The sequence below is a fragment of the Mycolicibacterium boenickei genome, from assembly GCF_010731295.1.
Lineage (GTDB): Bacteria > Actinomycetota > Actinomycetes > Mycobacteriales > Mycobacteriaceae > Mycobacterium > Mycobacterium boenickei.
Window position 1 is genome coordinate 5,864,743 of record NZ_AP022579.1, and the last position, 14,889, is coordinate 5,879,631.

23 protein-coding genes are annotated in these 14,889 nt (G+C 66.3%); 14 read left to right on the forward strand and 9 right to left on the reverse strand.

What is annotated here, in order from left to right:
• Positions 1-12 precede the first annotated feature (12 nt).
• The 4 genes from G6N57_RS28090 to G6N57_RS28105 all read left to right on the forward strand — a co-directional run bounded on the left by G6N57_RS28090 (position 13) and on the right by G6N57_RS28105 (position 2,176).
• Positions 13-333 carry an ArsR/SmtB family transcription factor gene (locus tag G6N57_RS28090; RefSeq protein ID WP_077743460.1) on the forward strand — a complete coding sequence of 107 codons (321 nt, stop codon included), beginning with the start codon at positions 13-15 and terminating at the stop codon, positions 331-333.
• The gene (locus tag G6N57_RS28095) at positions 330-818 is read left to right on the forward strand and encodes an SRPBCC family protein (protein ID WP_077743459.1); all 489 of its coding nucleotides are present in this window, start codon (positions 330-332) and stop codon (positions 816-818) included. The genes G6N57_RS28090 and G6N57_RS28095 overlap by 4 nt, the downstream gene beginning before the upstream one ends.
• Complete coding sequence (locus tag G6N57_RS28100) at positions 815-1,441, forward strand: maleylpyruvate isomerase family mycothiol-dependent enzyme (RefSeq protein ID WP_077743458.1); 627 nt, start codon at positions 815-817, stop codon at positions 1,439-1,441. Before G6N57_RS28095 ends, G6N57_RS28100 begins: the two co-directional genes overlap by 4 nt.
• Positions 1,442-1,747: 306 nt before the next feature.
• A complete protein-coding gene (locus G6N57_RS28105) occupies positions 1,748-2,176 on the forward strand; it encodes an STAS domain-containing protein (RefSeq protein ID WP_077743457.1) in 429 nt (142 codons plus the stop codon).
• On the opposite strand, the gene G6N57_RS28110 is transcribed toward G6N57_RS28105, so the two are convergent.
• Positions 2,173-2,580, reverse strand: coding sequence for an anti-sigma factor (locus tag G6N57_RS28110; RefSeq protein ID WP_133118374.1), 408 nt, complete (start codon positions 2,578-2,580; stop codon positions 2,173-2,175). The genes G6N57_RS28105 and G6N57_RS28110 overlap by 4 nt on opposite strands.
• A gap of 163 nt (positions 2,581-2,743) precedes the next feature.
• Between G6N57_RS28110 and G6N57_RS28115 the strand changes: the two genes are divergently transcribed.
• From G6N57_RS28115 to G6N57_RS28140, 6 genes are read left to right on the forward strand one after another with little or no spacing between them, the layout of a single operon-like run.
• The gene (locus G6N57_RS28115; RefSeq protein WP_077743456.1) at positions 2,744-3,763 is read left to right on the forward strand and encodes a DNA topoisomerase IB; all 1,020 of its coding nucleotides are present in this window, start codon (positions 2,744-2,746) and stop codon (positions 3,761-3,763) included.
• A 46-nt stretch (positions 3,764-3,809) separates the two neighbouring features.
• Complete coding sequence (locus G6N57_RS28120; protein WP_077743455.1) at positions 3,810-4,034, forward strand: hypothetical protein; 225 nt, start codon at positions 3,810-3,812, stop codon at positions 4,032-4,034.
• Positions 4,035-4,045: 11 nt separating this feature from the next.
• Positions 4,046-4,519 (forward strand): hypothetical protein, encoded by a 474-nt coding sequence (locus G6N57_RS28125; protein ID WP_077743585.1) that lies wholly within the window; start codon positions 4,046-4,048, stop codon positions 4,517-4,519.
• Positions 4,519-5,748 carry an Nramp family divalent metal transporter gene (locus G6N57_RS28130; protein WP_077743454.1) on the forward strand — a complete coding sequence of 410 codons (1,230 nt, stop codon included), beginning with the start codon at positions 4,519-4,521 and terminating at the stop codon, positions 5,746-5,748. Before G6N57_RS28125 ends, G6N57_RS28130 begins: the two co-directional genes overlap by 1 nt.
• Positions 5,745-6,119, forward strand: coding sequence for a PRC-barrel domain-containing protein (locus G6N57_RS28135; RefSeq protein WP_077743453.1), 375 nt, complete (start codon positions 5,745-5,747; stop codon positions 6,117-6,119). Before G6N57_RS28130 ends, G6N57_RS28135 begins: the two co-directional genes overlap by 4 nt.
• Positions 6,106-6,444, forward strand: coding sequence for a hypothetical protein (locus tag G6N57_RS28140; protein WP_077743452.1), 339 nt, complete (start codon positions 6,106-6,108; stop codon positions 6,442-6,444). The genes G6N57_RS28135 and G6N57_RS28140 overlap by 14 nt, the downstream gene beginning before the upstream one ends.
• On the opposite strand, the gene G6N57_RS28145 is transcribed toward G6N57_RS28140, so the two are convergent.
• Positions 6,392-6,604, reverse strand: a complete 213-nt coding sequence (locus G6N57_RS28145) for a hypothetical protein (protein ID WP_077743451.1) — start codon at positions 6,602-6,604, stop codon at positions 6,392-6,394. The two genes, G6N57_RS28140 and G6N57_RS28145, sit on opposite strands and share 53 nt — an antisense overlap.
• Before the next feature lie 96 nt (positions 6,605-6,700).
• Here G6N57_RS28145 and G6N57_RS28150 point away from each other — a divergent pair, with 96 nt between their 5' ends.
• The gene (locus tag G6N57_RS28150) at positions 6,701-7,720 is read left to right on the forward strand and encodes an iron-containing redox enzyme family protein (protein WP_077743450.1); all 1,020 of its coding nucleotides are present in this window, start codon (positions 6,701-6,703) and stop codon (positions 7,718-7,720) included.
• On the opposite strand, the gene G6N57_RS28155 is transcribed toward G6N57_RS28150, so the two are convergent.
• Entirely contained in the window at positions 7,700-7,903 is a 204-nt protein-coding gene (locus G6N57_RS28155) for a CDGSH iron-sulfur domain-containing protein (protein ID WP_077743449.1), read from the reverse strand. The genes G6N57_RS28150 and G6N57_RS28155 overlap by 21 nt on opposite strands.
• Positions 7,900-8,565 carry a HemK2/MTQ2 family protein methyltransferase gene (locus G6N57_RS28160; protein WP_077743448.1) on the reverse strand — a complete coding sequence of 222 codons (666 nt, stop codon included), beginning with the start codon at positions 8,563-8,565 and terminating at the stop codon, positions 7,900-7,902. Before G6N57_RS28160 ends, G6N57_RS28155 begins: the two co-directional genes overlap by 4 nt.
• A gap of 159 nt (positions 8,566-8,724) precedes the next feature.
• Here G6N57_RS28160 and mbp1 point away from each other — a divergent pair, with 159 nt between their 5' ends.
• Positions 8,725-8,967 carry a microaggregate-binding protein 1 gene (gene mbp1 / locus G6N57_RS28165; RefSeq protein ID WP_077743447.1) on the forward strand — a complete coding sequence of 81 codons (243 nt, stop codon included), beginning with the start codon at positions 8,725-8,727 and terminating at the stop codon, positions 8,965-8,967.
• Positions 8,968-9,027: 60 nt separating this feature from the next.
• Here the strand turns inward: mbp1 and usfY are convergent, their stop codons facing one another.
• Genes usfY through G6N57_RS28180 form a run of 3 tightly spaced genes read right to left on the reverse strand, consistent with a single transcriptional unit; the run spans position 9,028 to position 10,712 of the window.
• Positions 9,028-9,336: a protein UsfY gene (gene usfY, locus G6N57_RS28170; RefSeq protein WP_077743446.1), complete on the reverse strand. Its 309-nt coding sequence runs from the start codon at positions 9,334-9,336 to the stop codon at positions 9,028-9,030.
• 12 nt (positions 9,337-9,348) lie between these two features.
• Complete coding sequence (locus G6N57_RS28175; protein ID WP_077743445.1) at positions 9,349-9,966, reverse strand: flavodoxin family protein; 618 nt, start codon at positions 9,964-9,966, stop codon at positions 9,349-9,351.
• Positions 9,967-10,025: 59 nt separating this feature from the next.
• Entirely contained in the window at positions 10,026-10,712 is a 687-nt protein-coding gene (locus tag G6N57_RS28180; RefSeq protein ID WP_077743444.1) for a PAS and ANTAR domain-containing protein, read from the reverse strand.
• A gap of 72 nt (positions 10,713-10,784) precedes the next feature.
• On the opposite strand from G6N57_RS28180, the gene G6N57_RS28185 reads away from it, so the two are divergent.
• Entirely contained in the window at positions 10,785-11,360 is a 576-nt protein-coding gene (locus G6N57_RS28185; protein ID WP_234815818.1) for a restriction endonuclease, read from the forward strand.
• Here G6N57_RS28185 and lat read toward each other — a convergent pair.
• Both lat and G6N57_RS28195 read right to left on the reverse strand, forming a co-directional pair.
• The gene (gene lat / locus G6N57_RS28190) at positions 11,357-12,703 is read right to left on the reverse strand and encodes an L-lysine 6-transaminase (RefSeq protein WP_077743442.1); all 1,347 of its coding nucleotides are present in this window, start codon (positions 12,701-12,703) and stop codon (positions 11,357-11,359) included. The genes G6N57_RS28185 and lat overlap by 4 nt on opposite strands.
• A 52-nt stretch (positions 12,704-12,755) precedes the next feature.
• Positions 12,756-13,220, reverse strand: coding sequence for an Lrp/AsnC family transcriptional regulator (locus tag G6N57_RS28195; RefSeq protein WP_077743441.1), 465 nt, complete (start codon positions 13,218-13,220; stop codon positions 12,756-12,758).
• Between the two features lie 42 nt (positions 13,221-13,262).
• On the opposite strand from G6N57_RS28195, the gene amaB reads away from it, so the two are divergent.
• Positions 13,263-14,813 carry an L-piperidine-6-carboxylate dehydrogenase gene (gene amaB / locus G6N57_RS28200; protein ID WP_077743440.1) on the forward strand — a complete coding sequence of 517 codons (1,551 nt, stop codon included), beginning with the start codon at positions 13,263-13,265 and terminating at the stop codon, positions 14,811-14,813.
• Positions 14,814-14,889 lie beyond the last annotated feature (76 nt).

Below are 14,889 nucleotides of genomic sequence, written 5' to 3' on the forward strand. Positions count from 1 at the left end.
GACTTACCGTTCGTGGTGACTTACCCAGTGAGCGATCCATGGGCCGCCCTGGCCGATGGCAGCCGGCGGGCGATCATCAGACGGTTGGCGGCGGGACCCATGGCAGTGGGCGAATTGGCCCGCGAACTCCCGATCAGCCGACCGGCGGTCTCGCAACACCTTAAGGTACTGAAATGCGCTGGGCTGGTTGGGGATCGGGCCGACGGAACACGGCGCGTCTACCACGTCGACCCGGACGGCATGGCGGCGCTTCGGGCCGAGCTGGACAGCTTTTGGGGCCAGGCGTTGGACGCCTACAAGAACATCGTCGAGCAGGAGGGACAGCCGCAATGATGCCCGCAGAGGTCGAACCCATCCGCAAGAGCGTCGTCGTCAACGCAGCGGTGGACCGCGCGTTCGCGGTGTTCATCGACCGGTTCGACGCGATCAAACCCCGCGAACACAACCTGCTCGCCGTGCCGATCGTGCAGACGGTCTTCGAACCGCGCGTCGGCGGCCACATATACGACGTCGGTACCGATGGCAGTCGGTGCGAATGGGCGCGGGTCCTGGCCTATGACCCGCCGACACGGGTCGTCTTCTCGTGGGACATCGGACCGACCTGGCAGATCGAATCCGACCCGAGTCGCACGAGCGAGGTGGAGGTCCGGTTCATCGCCGAGGGGGCCGATCGCACCCGGGTGGAGCTTGAGCACCGACACCTCGAGCGCCACGGCGAAGGCTGGCGTTCCGTGGCCGACGGCGTCGGCGGCGATGCCGGATGGCCGCTGTACCTCGACCGCTTCCTCGACGTGGTCGCGCAGGAGACCGTGCGATGACCTCCGACGAGCCGTCCCTGATGGACCTGGCCCGGGACGAGCGGGCCGATCTCGCCGAATTCCTGGCCACCCTGACCCCTGCGCAATGGCATACCGAATCACTGTGCACCGGATGGACGGTGAAAGACGTTGTGGCACACGTCATCAGCTACGAGGAGCTGGGACTTCCCGGTCTGCTCAAGCGCTTTGCGAAGGGACGGGTGGTGCGCGCCAACGAGGTCGGCGTGGCCGAATACTCGGCCATGTCGACCGATGAGCTGCTCGATTTCCTCAACCGCCATCTGCGGCCACAGGGTCTGACCGCGGGATTCGGCGGGATGATCGGATTAATTGACGGCACCGTCCATCACCAGGACATCCGCCGCGCGCTCGGCGTTCCCCGCACCGTGCCGGCCCAGCGCCTGCGAAGAATCCTGCCCTTGGTGCCGGGCAACCCGCGACTGGGGGCCGGCCGTCGGATAAAGGGACTTCGACTGCGCGCCAACGACATCGAGTGGGATCACGGGAGCGGCCCCGAGGTCACCGGCACCGGAGAGGCACTACTGCTGGCCATGACCGGCCGTCGGCAAGCCGCCGAGGAGCTCACCGGACCCGGCGCGCCAATCCTACTCGGACGCCTCTGAAGGCCGACCTCGATAATGTTGTGGCCCAATATCTTCCAAGAACCGGCAGCCCCGCACACCCCGAATCTACTTACCACCTGGTAATGCTGTGGCACACGTGGCCGACGCGACGGGAGGGGCAGATCAGCCCCCGCGACCGATTGTTCGAGCCATCGATGGCGCGTAGAGTCCAAGACAGGTTGAGTTCACAGCCGCCCCGGAATCGTCATCGGGTGCAGGGTCGTGACACCCCCTGTACCCAGGGGTTTTGAGCCCACAGAGCCTGAAGAGTGACGTGACCGCAGTATTTCTACTGAGGAGTCACTGATGCCCACTATGAATGCGGCGAAACGAGTCGTACGAACTACCAACGACCACACCCGTGCGGAATTCTGCACCCAATGGTTGTGGCCGGCCACCGCCGTGATCAGCGTCCACGGTGAGCTGGACGCCTCCAATGCCGTTGAGCTGACCGAATGCGGAATCCGACACAGCAGGCCCAGCGGACAGATGGTTCTGGATATGAGCGAGGTCGAGTTCTTCGGCGCAGGATGCTTCGCCTGCCTGCATACCCTCAATGTGCGCTGCGCCGGAGAGAACATCGACTGGGTGTTGATTCCCAGCACCGCCGTGTCGCGGGTGCTCGGGATCTGCGATCCCGCCCGCGCCCTGCCGACATCCACCGGACTCCCTGCCGCCCTGTCGAAGCTGCGTAACCAGCCACGGCAGCTGCAGATGGTGCACGTGCCCCGCTAGCGACGCGCCGAAACCCCGGGCCGGTTCCGCCGGATGGTCAGCGAGATGCCGACCGCCGGTGGACCGCCGGTGTCACTTCCGAAACCAGCGTCGTCGACGAAGGTTTCGACATCTTCGGCGAGCGCTTCCAGGACCCGGCGACTGAAGCCGCTCAAGACGACGCTGTCGGGGCCGCTGTGCACACTGTCGCAGATTGTCGAGATCCGAACGTTCAGATCGCGGACGCGGGGGTCTGCGACGAGTACGAGAGTGGCTCCTGGTGCAGCCAAACCGATCAGCACGGTGCACGCTTCGTCCACCGCCAAGGCCAGATCGGCAGCCGTATCACTGTCGAGCTCTTCGTATTTGGCCAGACAGCCCGTCATGGCGCGCAACACGGCCAGCGCCTCGGTCCCGGCGCGCACCCGCAGCTCCACGGCTTGCGGTCCGCTGGTGTGTCCAGATCCCCAGTGGGGTACTCGCCGACCATGCAACACAGTCAGCGATGGCCTCGATGTGCGGCCTGACGATGACATACTCGTCGCGTACCCAGAGTCGTCGGGTAGCTAAACCGACGGGCCCGGCGCAGTGAGACTGCGTCGTAGCGATGTCGGCGGGCCAGGGATACACCGGAGACGCCGTGGTCGCGGATTCAGTTATCACGACGAGGCCGGCGTCAGCGTCGCCGATACGGCGACGCTGCGACGGATCGAGCAGCTGGTGATTCCGCCGGCGTGGCGGAAAGTCTGGATCTGTCCACATCCCAACGGACACATACAAGCCGTCGGTACCGACGCTGCGGGCCGGCGGCAATACCTCTACCACTCCCAGTGGCAGGAGGAGCGCGGCGAGGAGAAATTCGATCGGGTACTGGAGCTGTCGGCCAGGCTCGCCGACTGGCGTTCCGACCTCGCGACTGACCTGCGCCGGCGGGGACTGACCCGCGAACGCGTACTGGCACTGGGCCTACGCCTGCTGGACCTCGGGTACTTCCGGGCCGGTGGGGACCAGTACGCCGAGGAGAACAACTCGTTCGGAATCGCCACATTGCTGCGTGACCACATCACCCTGCACGCAGACGCTGTCGAGTTCGACTATCCGGCCAAGAGCGGTGTGCGACGCACGCTGCTCGTCGAGGACCCAGCCGTGGTGCGTGCCGTCCGGTCGCTGCAGCGGAACCGGCGCAACGGAGACCGACTGCTGGCCTTCCGCAACTCGCCCGACTGGACGCAGGTGCATGCCGACGATCTCAATGTTCGGTTCAAAGAGATGGTCGGCGATGACTACACCGTGAAGGATCTGCGGACCTGGCACGGCACGGTGTTGGCGGCCGAGGCGTTCGTAGATGCCGACCCTCCCACCGACGACAAGGTGGTCAAACGCGTCGAAGCCGCGGTGATGCGCGAGGTCGCCGAGGCGCTCGGCAACACTCCGGCAGTGGCCCGCAGTGCCTACGTCGATCCCCGCGTGGTCGACGCCTACCGGACCGGGCTCACGATCGCTGCCGGTGCCCGCCGGGCCGCCCGTGTCCGCAACAGTGACAAACGTCAGGCGATCTTGGAGGGCAGCACAGCGCGACTGATCCGCAAGGCGGGCAGGCGGAAGTGAGGTGACCGCAGCGTTTGATCAATGAGGCACGGGGTATTCCGGCAGCATGACACGCGACGACGTGCCCGACGAGGTGCCGGTTGCAGATGCGCTCGAACAGCGACGTGAGCAGAGCGAATCGGTGCCGGACACCGAGGCCCCGGTCTCCGGCCTGGACAGCCCGCCGTTGGAGGCGACCGACCCCGACTGGCAGGAGCAGCGTGAGGTGGTCACGGAGGATTCCGGCCTCGACGAGTTCGACCGCGAAGACGGCGAAACACTCCCCGAGTGAGGGAGACCGCCATGTCGGACGAAGGGGACGCCGAAGACAAACCTCGACGAATACGGGCGGTGCTGCTTGCCGCCCTGCTGGTCGTCGGGCTGGGTCTGCTGCTGACATGTTGCCCGGCCAATCGGGACGGGATGCCCGGCCAACTCGCCCGGGCCATGGAGGAGACGGTGGCCGCGGCCCGCAGCGGCGCGTACGCACTCGACCTACGGCTGCGAGACCGGTCCACGCCACAGTTGGTCAGTGTCCAGGTCGCCGATGCGCGGGACGAGATTGCCAAGGCCTACAAGGGAATCGCCGATCTCAAGGCCGACGATCCGGTTGACCTCGATCGCCAGCGGATGCTGACCGAAGCCATGACAACGATCATCGGACAGCTCAATGCGGCATCGGCGCGGGTCCGCGACGTGACCACTGCGCCCGAGTTGTCCGCGCTTCACAGGCAGCTCGTGGCGTCCGCCGATGCGCTGGAAGCCGGGTACCGCTGATGAAGAAATTCTTCGCGGTGGCGCTGGGGATCCTGACCGCGATCGGCGGTTTCCTCGACATCGGTGATCTGGTGACCAATGCCGTGGTCGGTTCGCGGTTCGGTCTGGCGCTGGTCTGGGTGGTGCTCGTCGGGGTGATCGGAATCTGCCTGTTCGCGCAGATGGCGGGCCGGGTCGCGGCGGTCAGCGGGCGCGCCACGTTCGAGATCATCAGGGAGCGTTTGGGTCCACGGACCGCAGCAGCCAACCTGACCGCCTCATTTCTGATCAACCTCATGACACTGACGGCCGAGATCGGTGGCGTGGCACTGGCATTGCAGCTGGCCACCGATGTCGGGCGAATGCTGTGGATCCCGGTCGCGGCCGTAGCGGTGTGGCTGGTGATCTGGCGGGTCAAGTTCTCGGTCATGGAGAACACCGCCGGTTTGGCCGGGCTGTGTCTTATCGTGTTCGCCGTCGCCGTGTTTGCCCTGCAACCGAATTGGGGAGATCTGGCCCATCAGGCTGCGCAACCGGTGATTCCGGAGACCGAGTCGTCGGCCACCTACTGGTACTACGCGATCGCGCTGTTCGGCGCGGCGATGACTCCGTACGAGGTGTTCTTCTTCTCCTCCGGAGCCGTCGAAGAGCACTGGAAGACAAAGGATCTCGGTGTGTCACGGCTCAACGTCCTGGTCGGCTTCCCGCTGGGCGGCATTCTCTCGGTGGCCATCGCCGCCTGCGCGACCCTGGTTCTGTTACCAGGCCAGATCGAGGTGACCTCGCTGTCTCAGGTCGTCATTCCAGTCGTCGAGGCCGGCGGCAAACTGGCACTGGCGTTCGCGATCGTCGGCATCGTGGCGGCCACCTTCGGCGCGGCCCTGGAGACGACGCTGTCCAGCGGATACACCCTGGCGCAGTTCTTCGGGTGGCCGTGGGGCAAGTTCCGCCGTCCCGCCGAGGCGTCCCGTTTCCACGTGGTGATGTTCGTGAGCATCGTGGTCGGCGCCGCCGTCCTGTTCACCGGCATCGACCCCATCATGGTCACCGAGTACTCGGTGGTGTTCTCGGCGATCGCCCTCCCCCTCACCTACCTACCCATCCTCATCGTGGCCAACGATCCGGAATACATGGGCGACAAGACGAACGGAAGGCTGCTCAACATGTTCGGCTCGGTGTACCTGGTGATAATCGTGGCGGCCTCGGTGGCCGCCATACCGCTGATGATCGTGACCGGAGCGGGTCAATGACCAGGCCGAGGGCACTCGACGCCCGGCTGCATCTGTTGGACCGCCAGCTGCTCGACCACGACGGTGACCCGGTCGGCATCGTCGACGATCTCGAGATCGACGGCATCGACCTCGACCAGGACATCGATACCGGCAGTCCGCCGCCGCGCGTGACCGCGATCCTGTCCGGGCACGTGGTGATGACCCGCATCCTCGGCGGTGCCCCTCCTCGCTCGCTGTTGCACGAGATCCCGTGGAAGCTCGTGTCATCGGTCGGTGTCACCGTGCGGCTGTCACCCACCGAAACCCGATTCGACACGAATTGGGTCGAGCGTTGGCTGCGCGATCACATCGTGGCCCGGGTCCCAGGCGGACGCCATGCAGCTGAGTAACCTCCTGGGCATCCGCGTACTGGATGCCGGCCACCACCCGGTCGGCACCGTCGTCGACGTCCGGCTCGAATACGCCACCGCCCGCGGCGCCCATCCGTCGACTCCTGTTGTGGTGGGCCTGGTGATCAGTCCTCGAACCCGCTCGGCGTATCTCGGTTACGAGCGCACCGGCATCAACGCCCCGGCCCTCATCGCCACCATCGCCCGCTGGCGGCACCGGGAGACCTTCCTGGCCGAATGGGGCGATGTGGCCAGGGTCGGATCCGACCACATCACGCTGCGTGCCGGCTATCGCCGAAGCTCTCCGGCCCTGCGCAGTCGGTGATCGCCTCAGCCGGCCAGTGCCAGATCCGCTCGACCATGGCGTGCTCGATCAGTGCGCACCTGCGCTGGCGGTCGATGACCTCGGCGATCCGCTCGAAGACGAACTCCATGTCACGCCGTTCGGGTTGTGCTGCCCCGGCCATGGTGACCTCGATTCTCACCCTGGTCGCTGAATACCCGGAGTCAGGCGCCGCAAACCGTGATCGCCGCCGACGACTGGGTTTACCAGCGCCGCAGACGGGAATACCTGTCGCGCGATGACCAGCTTCCCCGATACCACCGAACCGACGCTCCCGTACGCCTGTGGGCCTATCTCACGGGCAGTGATCGAGTGTCTGGGCGAACGAGCCCCACACAATCATCTCGAACCGGTATGGGTGCCGCTGCGCGATGCCGACCCGTTCCAACTCGATCTGCAGCTGGCCCTGTACGTCTGCTACGAGCTGCACTACCGGGGCTTCGCCGGGGTCGACCCGGCCTGGGAGTGGAACGCCGGGCTGTTGCATCTGCGCTCACAACTGGAACGGTCCTTTCTGTCCGCGGTCCGGCGCGAGGTCGGTGCCATCGACCCCGACGACACTGCCGAGGACGAGATGGCACGGCTGTCGGTCGAACCGGCGGACGGAACCGGACCCTCTCACCACCTGCGCGACGAGGGCACCTGGACGCAGATGCGGGAGTACTTCGTCCACCGCTCGCTGTACCACCTCAAAGAGGGCGACCCGCACGCCTGGCTGATTCCGCGCCTCGGCGGGCAGGCGAAAGCATCATTCGTGGCCGTCGAGTTCGACGAGTACGGGGCAGGCGCCGGCACCCGTGTGCACCAGCAGCTGTTCGGCGATCTACTGTGCGCGGCCGGGCTGGACGACAGCTACCTGGGCTATCTGAGCGCGGTGCCGGCCGAGACCCTGGCGGTGGTCAATCTGATGTCGATGTTCGGGCTGCACCGCCGGCTGCGCGGCGCCGCTGCCGGACATTTCGCCGCCACCGAGATCACGTCGTCTCCGGGCTCGCAGCGCATGGTGGCCGCACTGCAGAGACTCGATGCACCCGAAGCCTGCGTGCGCTTCTACCGCGAGCACGTGGAAGCCGATGCGGTACACGAACAGGTCGTGCGACACGACGTGGTGGGCGAACTGGTGCGGCGTGAGCCCGAACTCGACACCGACGTGGTGTTCGGGATACGCGCCTTCGGCGTACTGGAAGATCGGTTGGCCGATCACCTGATGAAATGCTGGCTGGCCGAACGTAGCTCGCTAAGCCGACCGCTTGCCTGAGCGTTTGATCTTGCGGTGACTGGTATCGCACAACGGGTACATCTTGGACCGGCGGCACGTACAGATCGCCACCATGAACCGATCGGATTCCACGATGGTGCCATCCGGCAGTTCGATGCGCACCGGCCCCTCGACGAGGATCGGTCCGCCATCCACCACGCGCACCGCCCGCGACTCGTTCATGGCTTGTCCGCCCGGATGACGACAAGCCACTCCTCGGCGCGACCGGGTAACAACCGTCCGCTCTCCCGCAACCAATGCGCCTGGCCGTGCAGCACCGGACCGAAGGGAATCAATTGCGTGGCATAGATTTCCGCATGCAGTCCGCTGGCACGCAGTGATCGAAGTGACCGTTCGGTGTCGGCGAATTCGGACTGCACCAGAAACAGGGAACCACCCTCGGCCAGCATGGCCGCAGCCGACCGGCACAGCGGGTCCAGTACCAGGCGGCCGTCGGGGCCGCCGTCCCACGAAGCCATGGGACCGGTCGGTGAGACCGTTCCCAAAGCAGTGCCCGGCCCGACCGGTACATAGGGCGGATTGCAGACGACGACGTCGAACGGTTCCTGCTCCAGCGCCTGACTCCAGGACCCGAGTACCGCCTCGACATCGACCTGCGCGGCCAGTGCGTTCGCCTGGGTACAGTGCACCGCGGCCGGCGAAATATCCAGCGCCGTAACCGCGCTGGCGCCCAGTTCGGCGGCCGCGATGGCCACCGCGCCGCTTCCCGAGCAGAGGTCCACCACACGTCGGCCCACCACCACGTCGCTGCGCTCCAGCGCATCGATGAGCAGCCACGTGTCGTGCTGCGGCCGGTAAACGCTCTCGGCGCCAACGGAAAGCATTCTTATTCGGTACCCATCTGTGCCCTCGGCAAACGCGGAGTCCGGCAATGTCGGTTTCGTCACGTCACGTTTAGTGCCGCGGCATCCGGGCATCCAGATGGGTGCGTGGAGAAAACCGCGTGGAAATGACCAATCCACTCCAGCAGCGGAAAGGTAAGCATGACCGAGAAGAACTCAGGACCCGAAGAAGGCATCAAGGGCGTCGTCGAGGACGTCAAGGGCAAGGCAAAGGAAGCTGTCGGCACCGTGACCGGCCGCGAGGATCTTGTTCGTGAGGGCAAAGCCCAGCAGGACAAGGCCGATGCACAAAAGGACGCCGCCAAGAAGGAAGCCGAAGCAGAATCGGCCCGGGCGGGAGCAAAGGCCGCCGAACAACGAGAGCAGGCGAACCAGCGGCCCTAGGCCGACCTGATTGAAGAGATGGCCCAGCCACCATTGGCTGGGCCATCTCGCCTTGTCAGGTCAACTGTTGGGCGCTTGCCTGATCACCTCGGGATGCTCTGCGTACCAACGTTCTTCGATCCGGCGCACGCGCAGGTGCGCGATGGCCAGCCACAACCCGCCGGCGAGCAGACCGACGGCGGCCAGGACCGCGAGCACCACCCCTACCCCGGTGTTGCCGGTCGCGAAGCCGACCAGACACGCCACGAACATCACCACGCCCAGGCCGACGAGGACCAGCGCGGGCATATTGCGGTTGTCCTTCATCGACTCGCCGGCGTGCGGCCGGGTGGTCCTGGTGTGGTCGACCGGGTCGTCGGGACCTTTCATGGTTCTCCCCTCTCACTCGTAACGCGGGTACTCGCCCACCTTGAGCAGTCCCGCCAGATGTGCCGCATTACGCGCAGCCGCGGCGGTGGCGTCGGCGACTGGAGCCGGCACCTCATCGAGGTCCTGGTAATCGGTGCCGTGCATGGCTTCGCCGTTCCAGTACGTGCAGCCCTGGGCCGGGATGGTGTAGCCGATGTCGTTGAGTGCCTGGAAGATGTCGGCGACCGTCTTGTGCGCACCGTCCTCGTTGCCGACGACCGACACCAGGGCCACTTTGCCCGCCACCACGGGGCGGCCGGCGTCGTCGGTGTTGGACAGTTCGGCGTCGAGCCGTTCCAGGACGCGCTGGGTGATGCTCGACGGATGCCCGAGCCATACCGGTGTCGACAGCAGCAGGATGTCGGCCTCGAGGACCTTCTTGCGGATCTCCGGCCACTGGTCGTCGCCACCCATGTCGGCCTCTACCCCGGGTTCGATGACGAAATCCGCGCAGCGCAGCGACTCCGTTCCCACGCCGAGCACTCCCAGATTCTCGAGGACCTGGCCGGCGATCAACTCGCTGCTGGACTCCGCCGGCCGGCGTTTGAGGCTGCAGACCAGCGCCAGCGCGGTCAGCGTCGGAGCCGTCATGAGTCATCTCCCGGTTCGCTTCGGATCAGCGCCGGGAGTCTTCCCTGGACCTGGCCTGGCTAAACCTCGGGGCGGACCCGCAGGTGGGCGGTGAGCAGGAGCCGGTCCAAGATCGCGCGGCTGGGCAGCGTCTCGCTGTAGTCCAGCGCGAGGAAATCTTCTGCCAGCTGCTCGGCGAGCAGTCGCAACTTGGTGTTGGTCTCTTGTGACCGCCACTTCAGCAACTCGAATGCCGCGTCCTCGTTGATCCGGTAGATCAGCATCAACATGCCCTTGGCCTGCTCGATGACACCACGGGCCTCGGCGATCTCCGCCACCGCCTCGGTGACGGCCTCCTCGCGCGCCTGCGTGATGGACGGCGAGACGTCGACGTAGAAACCGTGCGTGCCGACAACCGCGCCGGAGTCGTCGAAGAGCTGGTCCCCCACCACGACGACGTGATGGACGTCGCCGGCAGTGTCGATGATCCGGTGCCGGGTGCTGAACGCGCCCGAGGTGCGACGGATCTCGAGCAAGGTGGCAGCGACCTGCCCGTAGTCCTCCGGGTGCTTGTGGGACAGCACCAGCTCAGTAGTGGGGTTCGCGGTGCCGGGTTCGTACCCGTGCATCCGCTCCACCTGGGGGGACCATTCCCAACGCTCGTCGGCGAAGTAGAACCGGAACCAACCGACACGCTGCGGCTCGCCGCCGGCAAATGCATGCTCGATCGGCGACTCAGGGGTCCCCGTAGCGGGATCACTCGTCACGGAATGAGATTAACCCGCCGAGACGACAGCCGTTCCGTCGATTTGTCACAGGCGCCCTCTACATTCGGCGCCGTGAGACGGCTTCGGATCAAGCTCTTCCTCGCCGCCGGTGCGGCAGGTGCGCTCGCCAGCCATCTGGCCGGTATGGGCGCGGCCTGGAGCCTGGCGGTCGGCGCCGTGGTGCCGCTGGTCCTGGCCGCCACTCCGCGGTTCCTGGCGGGCGCGTTCCATGGGGCCAGCACTCCCGGCGTCCGCGAGCAGGCAGCTACGGAGATGACCGGACTGGAATTCGAGGACCACGTGGCTCACGTGGCCCGGTCCTGCGGGTTGCCGGTGATCATGACGCCGCTCACCGGGGACTGGGGCGTGGATCTGATCGTCGGTCACCGGCCGAACCGCATTGCCGTGCAATGCAAACGGCTGGCACGGCCGGTGGGTGCCGGCGCCGTGCAGGAGGTGGTGGCAGGCGCGCCGATGCAGGATTGCGCCAGGACCATGGTGGTGACGAACAACGAGTTCACCCCGGCGGCACGCAAACTCGCCGAACTTCACGGTTGCGAATTGGTGGGTGGCTCCGACCTGCCCAGGCTCAGGTCGATCCTGCGACGCGCGGCGTCGTCCGAAGAACCGGCCGCCGACCAGCCCTAACCTGTCAGCGGCGCTCGCAGCGCATCCCGCACCGCCGCCAGGCACTCGTCGATCTCCTTGCGGGTCACACCCAACGACGGCCGGAACCGCACGGAATCGGCCCCACTCGGCAGCATGATGACGTGGCGGTCCCACATGCGCCGCACCAGCTCGTCGCGCGCGAGTGCGGTGCGCAGGCTGAACGCACACATCAGGCCGCGGCCACGAGGATCGAGCACCGTTTCTGGGAAATCCTCTGCCAGCAGCCGTAACTGGCCGAGCAGGTAGTCACCCGTCATTTCGGCGTTGCGAAACAGCCCCTCGGACTCGACCACTTCGAGGATGCGTCGTGAGCGCACCATGTCGACCAGGTTGCCACCCCAGGTGGAGTTGATCCGAGAGCTCACCGTGAAGACGTTGTCGGCGATGTCGTCGACCTTGCGGCCCGCCATCACCCCACACACCTGCGTCTTCTTCCCGAAGGCGACCACATCCGGCGTCACCCCCAATTGCTGGTAGGCCCAGGCAGTTCCGGTGATCCCGCACCCGGTCTGCACCTCGTCGAAGATCAACAGCGCGTCGAACTCGTCGCACAACCGGCGCATCGCCGCGAAGAACTCGGGCCGCATGTGCCGGTCACCGCCCTCGCCTTGGATCGGTTCGGCGATGAAGCAGGCGATGTCGTGTGGGTTGGCTTCGAAGGCCGCTCTCGCCGCTCGCAGCGAATCAGCTTCGAGTGCAGCGATATCCGCGCCGGGGCGCAGGTACGGGGCGTCGATGCGGGGCCAGTCGAACTTCGGGAAGCGGGCCACCTTGACCGGATCGGTGTTGGTCAGCGACATGGTGTACCCGCTGCGACCGTGGAACGCCCCGCGCAGGTGTAACACCTTGGTACCCAGCGCCGGGTCGATCCCCCGGGCCTCGTTGTGCCGGCTCTTCCAGTCGAAGGCCACCTTGAGTGCGTTCTCGACCGCCAAAGCTCCCCCGTCGACAAAGAACAGGTGCGGCAGGTCCGGGTCACCGAGCACCCGCCGGAACGTGTCGACGAACCGGGCCATCGGCACGCTGTAGATGTCGGAATTGCTCGGCTTGTTGATCGCCACCCGGGCGAGTTCGGAGCGGAAGGCCTCAGCTTCGGGAGAATCACCGGCCAGCGCCGGGTGGTTCATTCCGAGCGCGGATGAGGCGAAGAACGTGAACATGTCCAGGAAGCGTTCGCCGGTGCGCGCATCCACCAGGTACGAGCCCCGAGAGTGGTCCAGATCGAGGACGAAGTCGAAGCCGTCGGTCAGGATGCTGCCCGCCAGGACTGCGCGCACCTGGTCGGGAGTGATGCGCGGCGTGTTCGTCAGCACTGCGGTCATGACCCCATCCTAACGGAATCTTTACGGCTTCTGCCCGCTGCGACCGTAACAGTTACGGAATGTAATCTCTGCCGCTGTAAAATGTCTGCAAAATGATGGTGCTGCGCGTCCGGACGTTGGCGGCGGTCCTGATCCGCTGGAGCAGGTCCTCCAACGCCCGGGCCGAGGCAACCCGGACCAGCAGGACGTAGCTCTCCTCGCCCGCCACCGAGTGGCACGATTCGATTTCGGGGATGCGCTGCAACCGCGCGGGTGCATCATCGGGTTGGGATGGATCGAGAGGAGTGATGGCGACGAACGCCGAGAGCATGTTGCCCAGCGCCTCGGGATTGAGCCGCGCGGCATATCCGGTCACCACACCCCGCGACTCCAACCGGCGTACCCGCGCCTGCACCGCCGAGACCGACAATCCGGCCGCCGATGCCAGCTGCGCCAGCGTGGCCCTGCCGTCCGCGGCGAGGGCGCGGACCAGGATCCGGTCGGTGTCGTCCAGCACGTACTCGTCGGCTTCACCCATGGCCCGCACTGTAACTCCTCGGCGACCACAGAAAGGCACACGATGACCACCACCGAACGCACCGATCTCCCCACCGCAGAGGAGCTGCGCCGGCGGGTGCGGCAAGCTCTGACCGCCGTCGGTGCGACAGCAGAACTGGGCGAGCCCAGCGCTCCGGGCCCTGGTCTGCACGCCAGCACACCGATCAGCGGCGACGTGTTGTTCACCCTGCCCGAAGACAGTTCAGAGCAGGTCGATGCCTCGATTGCCGCTGCCGCACAAGCCTTCTCGACGTGGCGCACCACCCCGGCGCCGGTGCGGGGCGCGCTGGTGGCACGCCTGGGCGAGTTGCTCGTCGAGCACAAGGCAGATCTGGCGACCCTGGTGACTGTGGAGGCGGGCAAGATCACTTCCGAGGCACTGGGCGAGGTGCAGGAGATGATCGACATCTGCCAGTTCGCCGTCGGGCTCTCGCGCCAGTTGTACGGCCGCACCATCGCTTCCGAGCGCCCTGGCCACCGGCTCATGGAGACCTGGCACCCGCTGGGCGTCGTCGGGGTCATCACCGCGTTCAACTTCCCGGTCGCGGTGTGGGCGTGGAACACCGCGGTCGCGCTGGTCTGCGGCGACACCGTGGTGTGGAAACCGTCGGAACTCACCCCGCTCACCGCGATCGCCTGCCAGGCGCTGATCGAACGCGCCGCCTCCGACGTTGGAGTTGTCGGTACTGTCAGCCGGCTCATCCTGGGCGGACGCGAGTTGGGTGAGCGGTTGGTCGACGATCCACGGGTGGCGCTGGTCAGCGCGACCGGCTCGGTGCGGATGGGCCAGCAGGTCGGTCCTCGGGTGGCGGCGCGGTTCGGCAAGGTGCTGCTCGAACTCGGCGGCAACAACGCCGCGATCGTCACGCCTTCGGCCGACCTGGACCTCGCGGTGCGTGCCATCGTGTTCTCCGCGGCGGGCACCGCGGGCCAACGGTGCACCACGCTGCGCCGGCTGATCGTGCACACTTCCATCGCCGACGACATGGTGTCGCGGATCGTCGCGGCCTATCAGAGCCTGCCGATCGGTGATCCGAGCGTGGACGGGACCCTGGTCGGGCCGCTCATTCACACTCGCGCCTACCGCGACATGGTGGGGGCGCTGGAGCAGGCCCGCGCCGACGGCGGCGAGGTGTTCGGCGGCGAACGGCACGACCTCGGTGACGAGGGTGCGTTCTATGTCGCCCCCGCCGTGGTGCGGATGCCGGGACAGACCGCGGTCGTACACACCGAGACCTTCGCCCCGATCCTCTATGTGCTGACCTACGACGATATCGACGACGCGATCGCCCTGAACAACGCAGTACCGCAGGGCCTTTCGTCGGCAATTTTCACCACCGACGTGCGGGAGGCTGAGCGGTTCATGGCCGCCGACGGTTCTGACTGCGGTATCGCCAACGTCAACATCGGAACCTCCGGTGCCGAGATCGGCGGCGCGTTCGGCGGCGAGAAGCACACCGGTGGAGGCCGCGAATCCGGGTCGGACGCATGGAAGGCGTACATGCGTCGCGCGACCAACACGGTCAACTACTCCTCGGAGCTACCGCTGGCCCAGGGCGTGCACTTCGGGTAGCCATGTGGGGCAGTCGAGCGTGCACAGAGCTCACGCTTTCGGCGTTCTGCGCGATCTCTGTGCACGCTCGACGCCG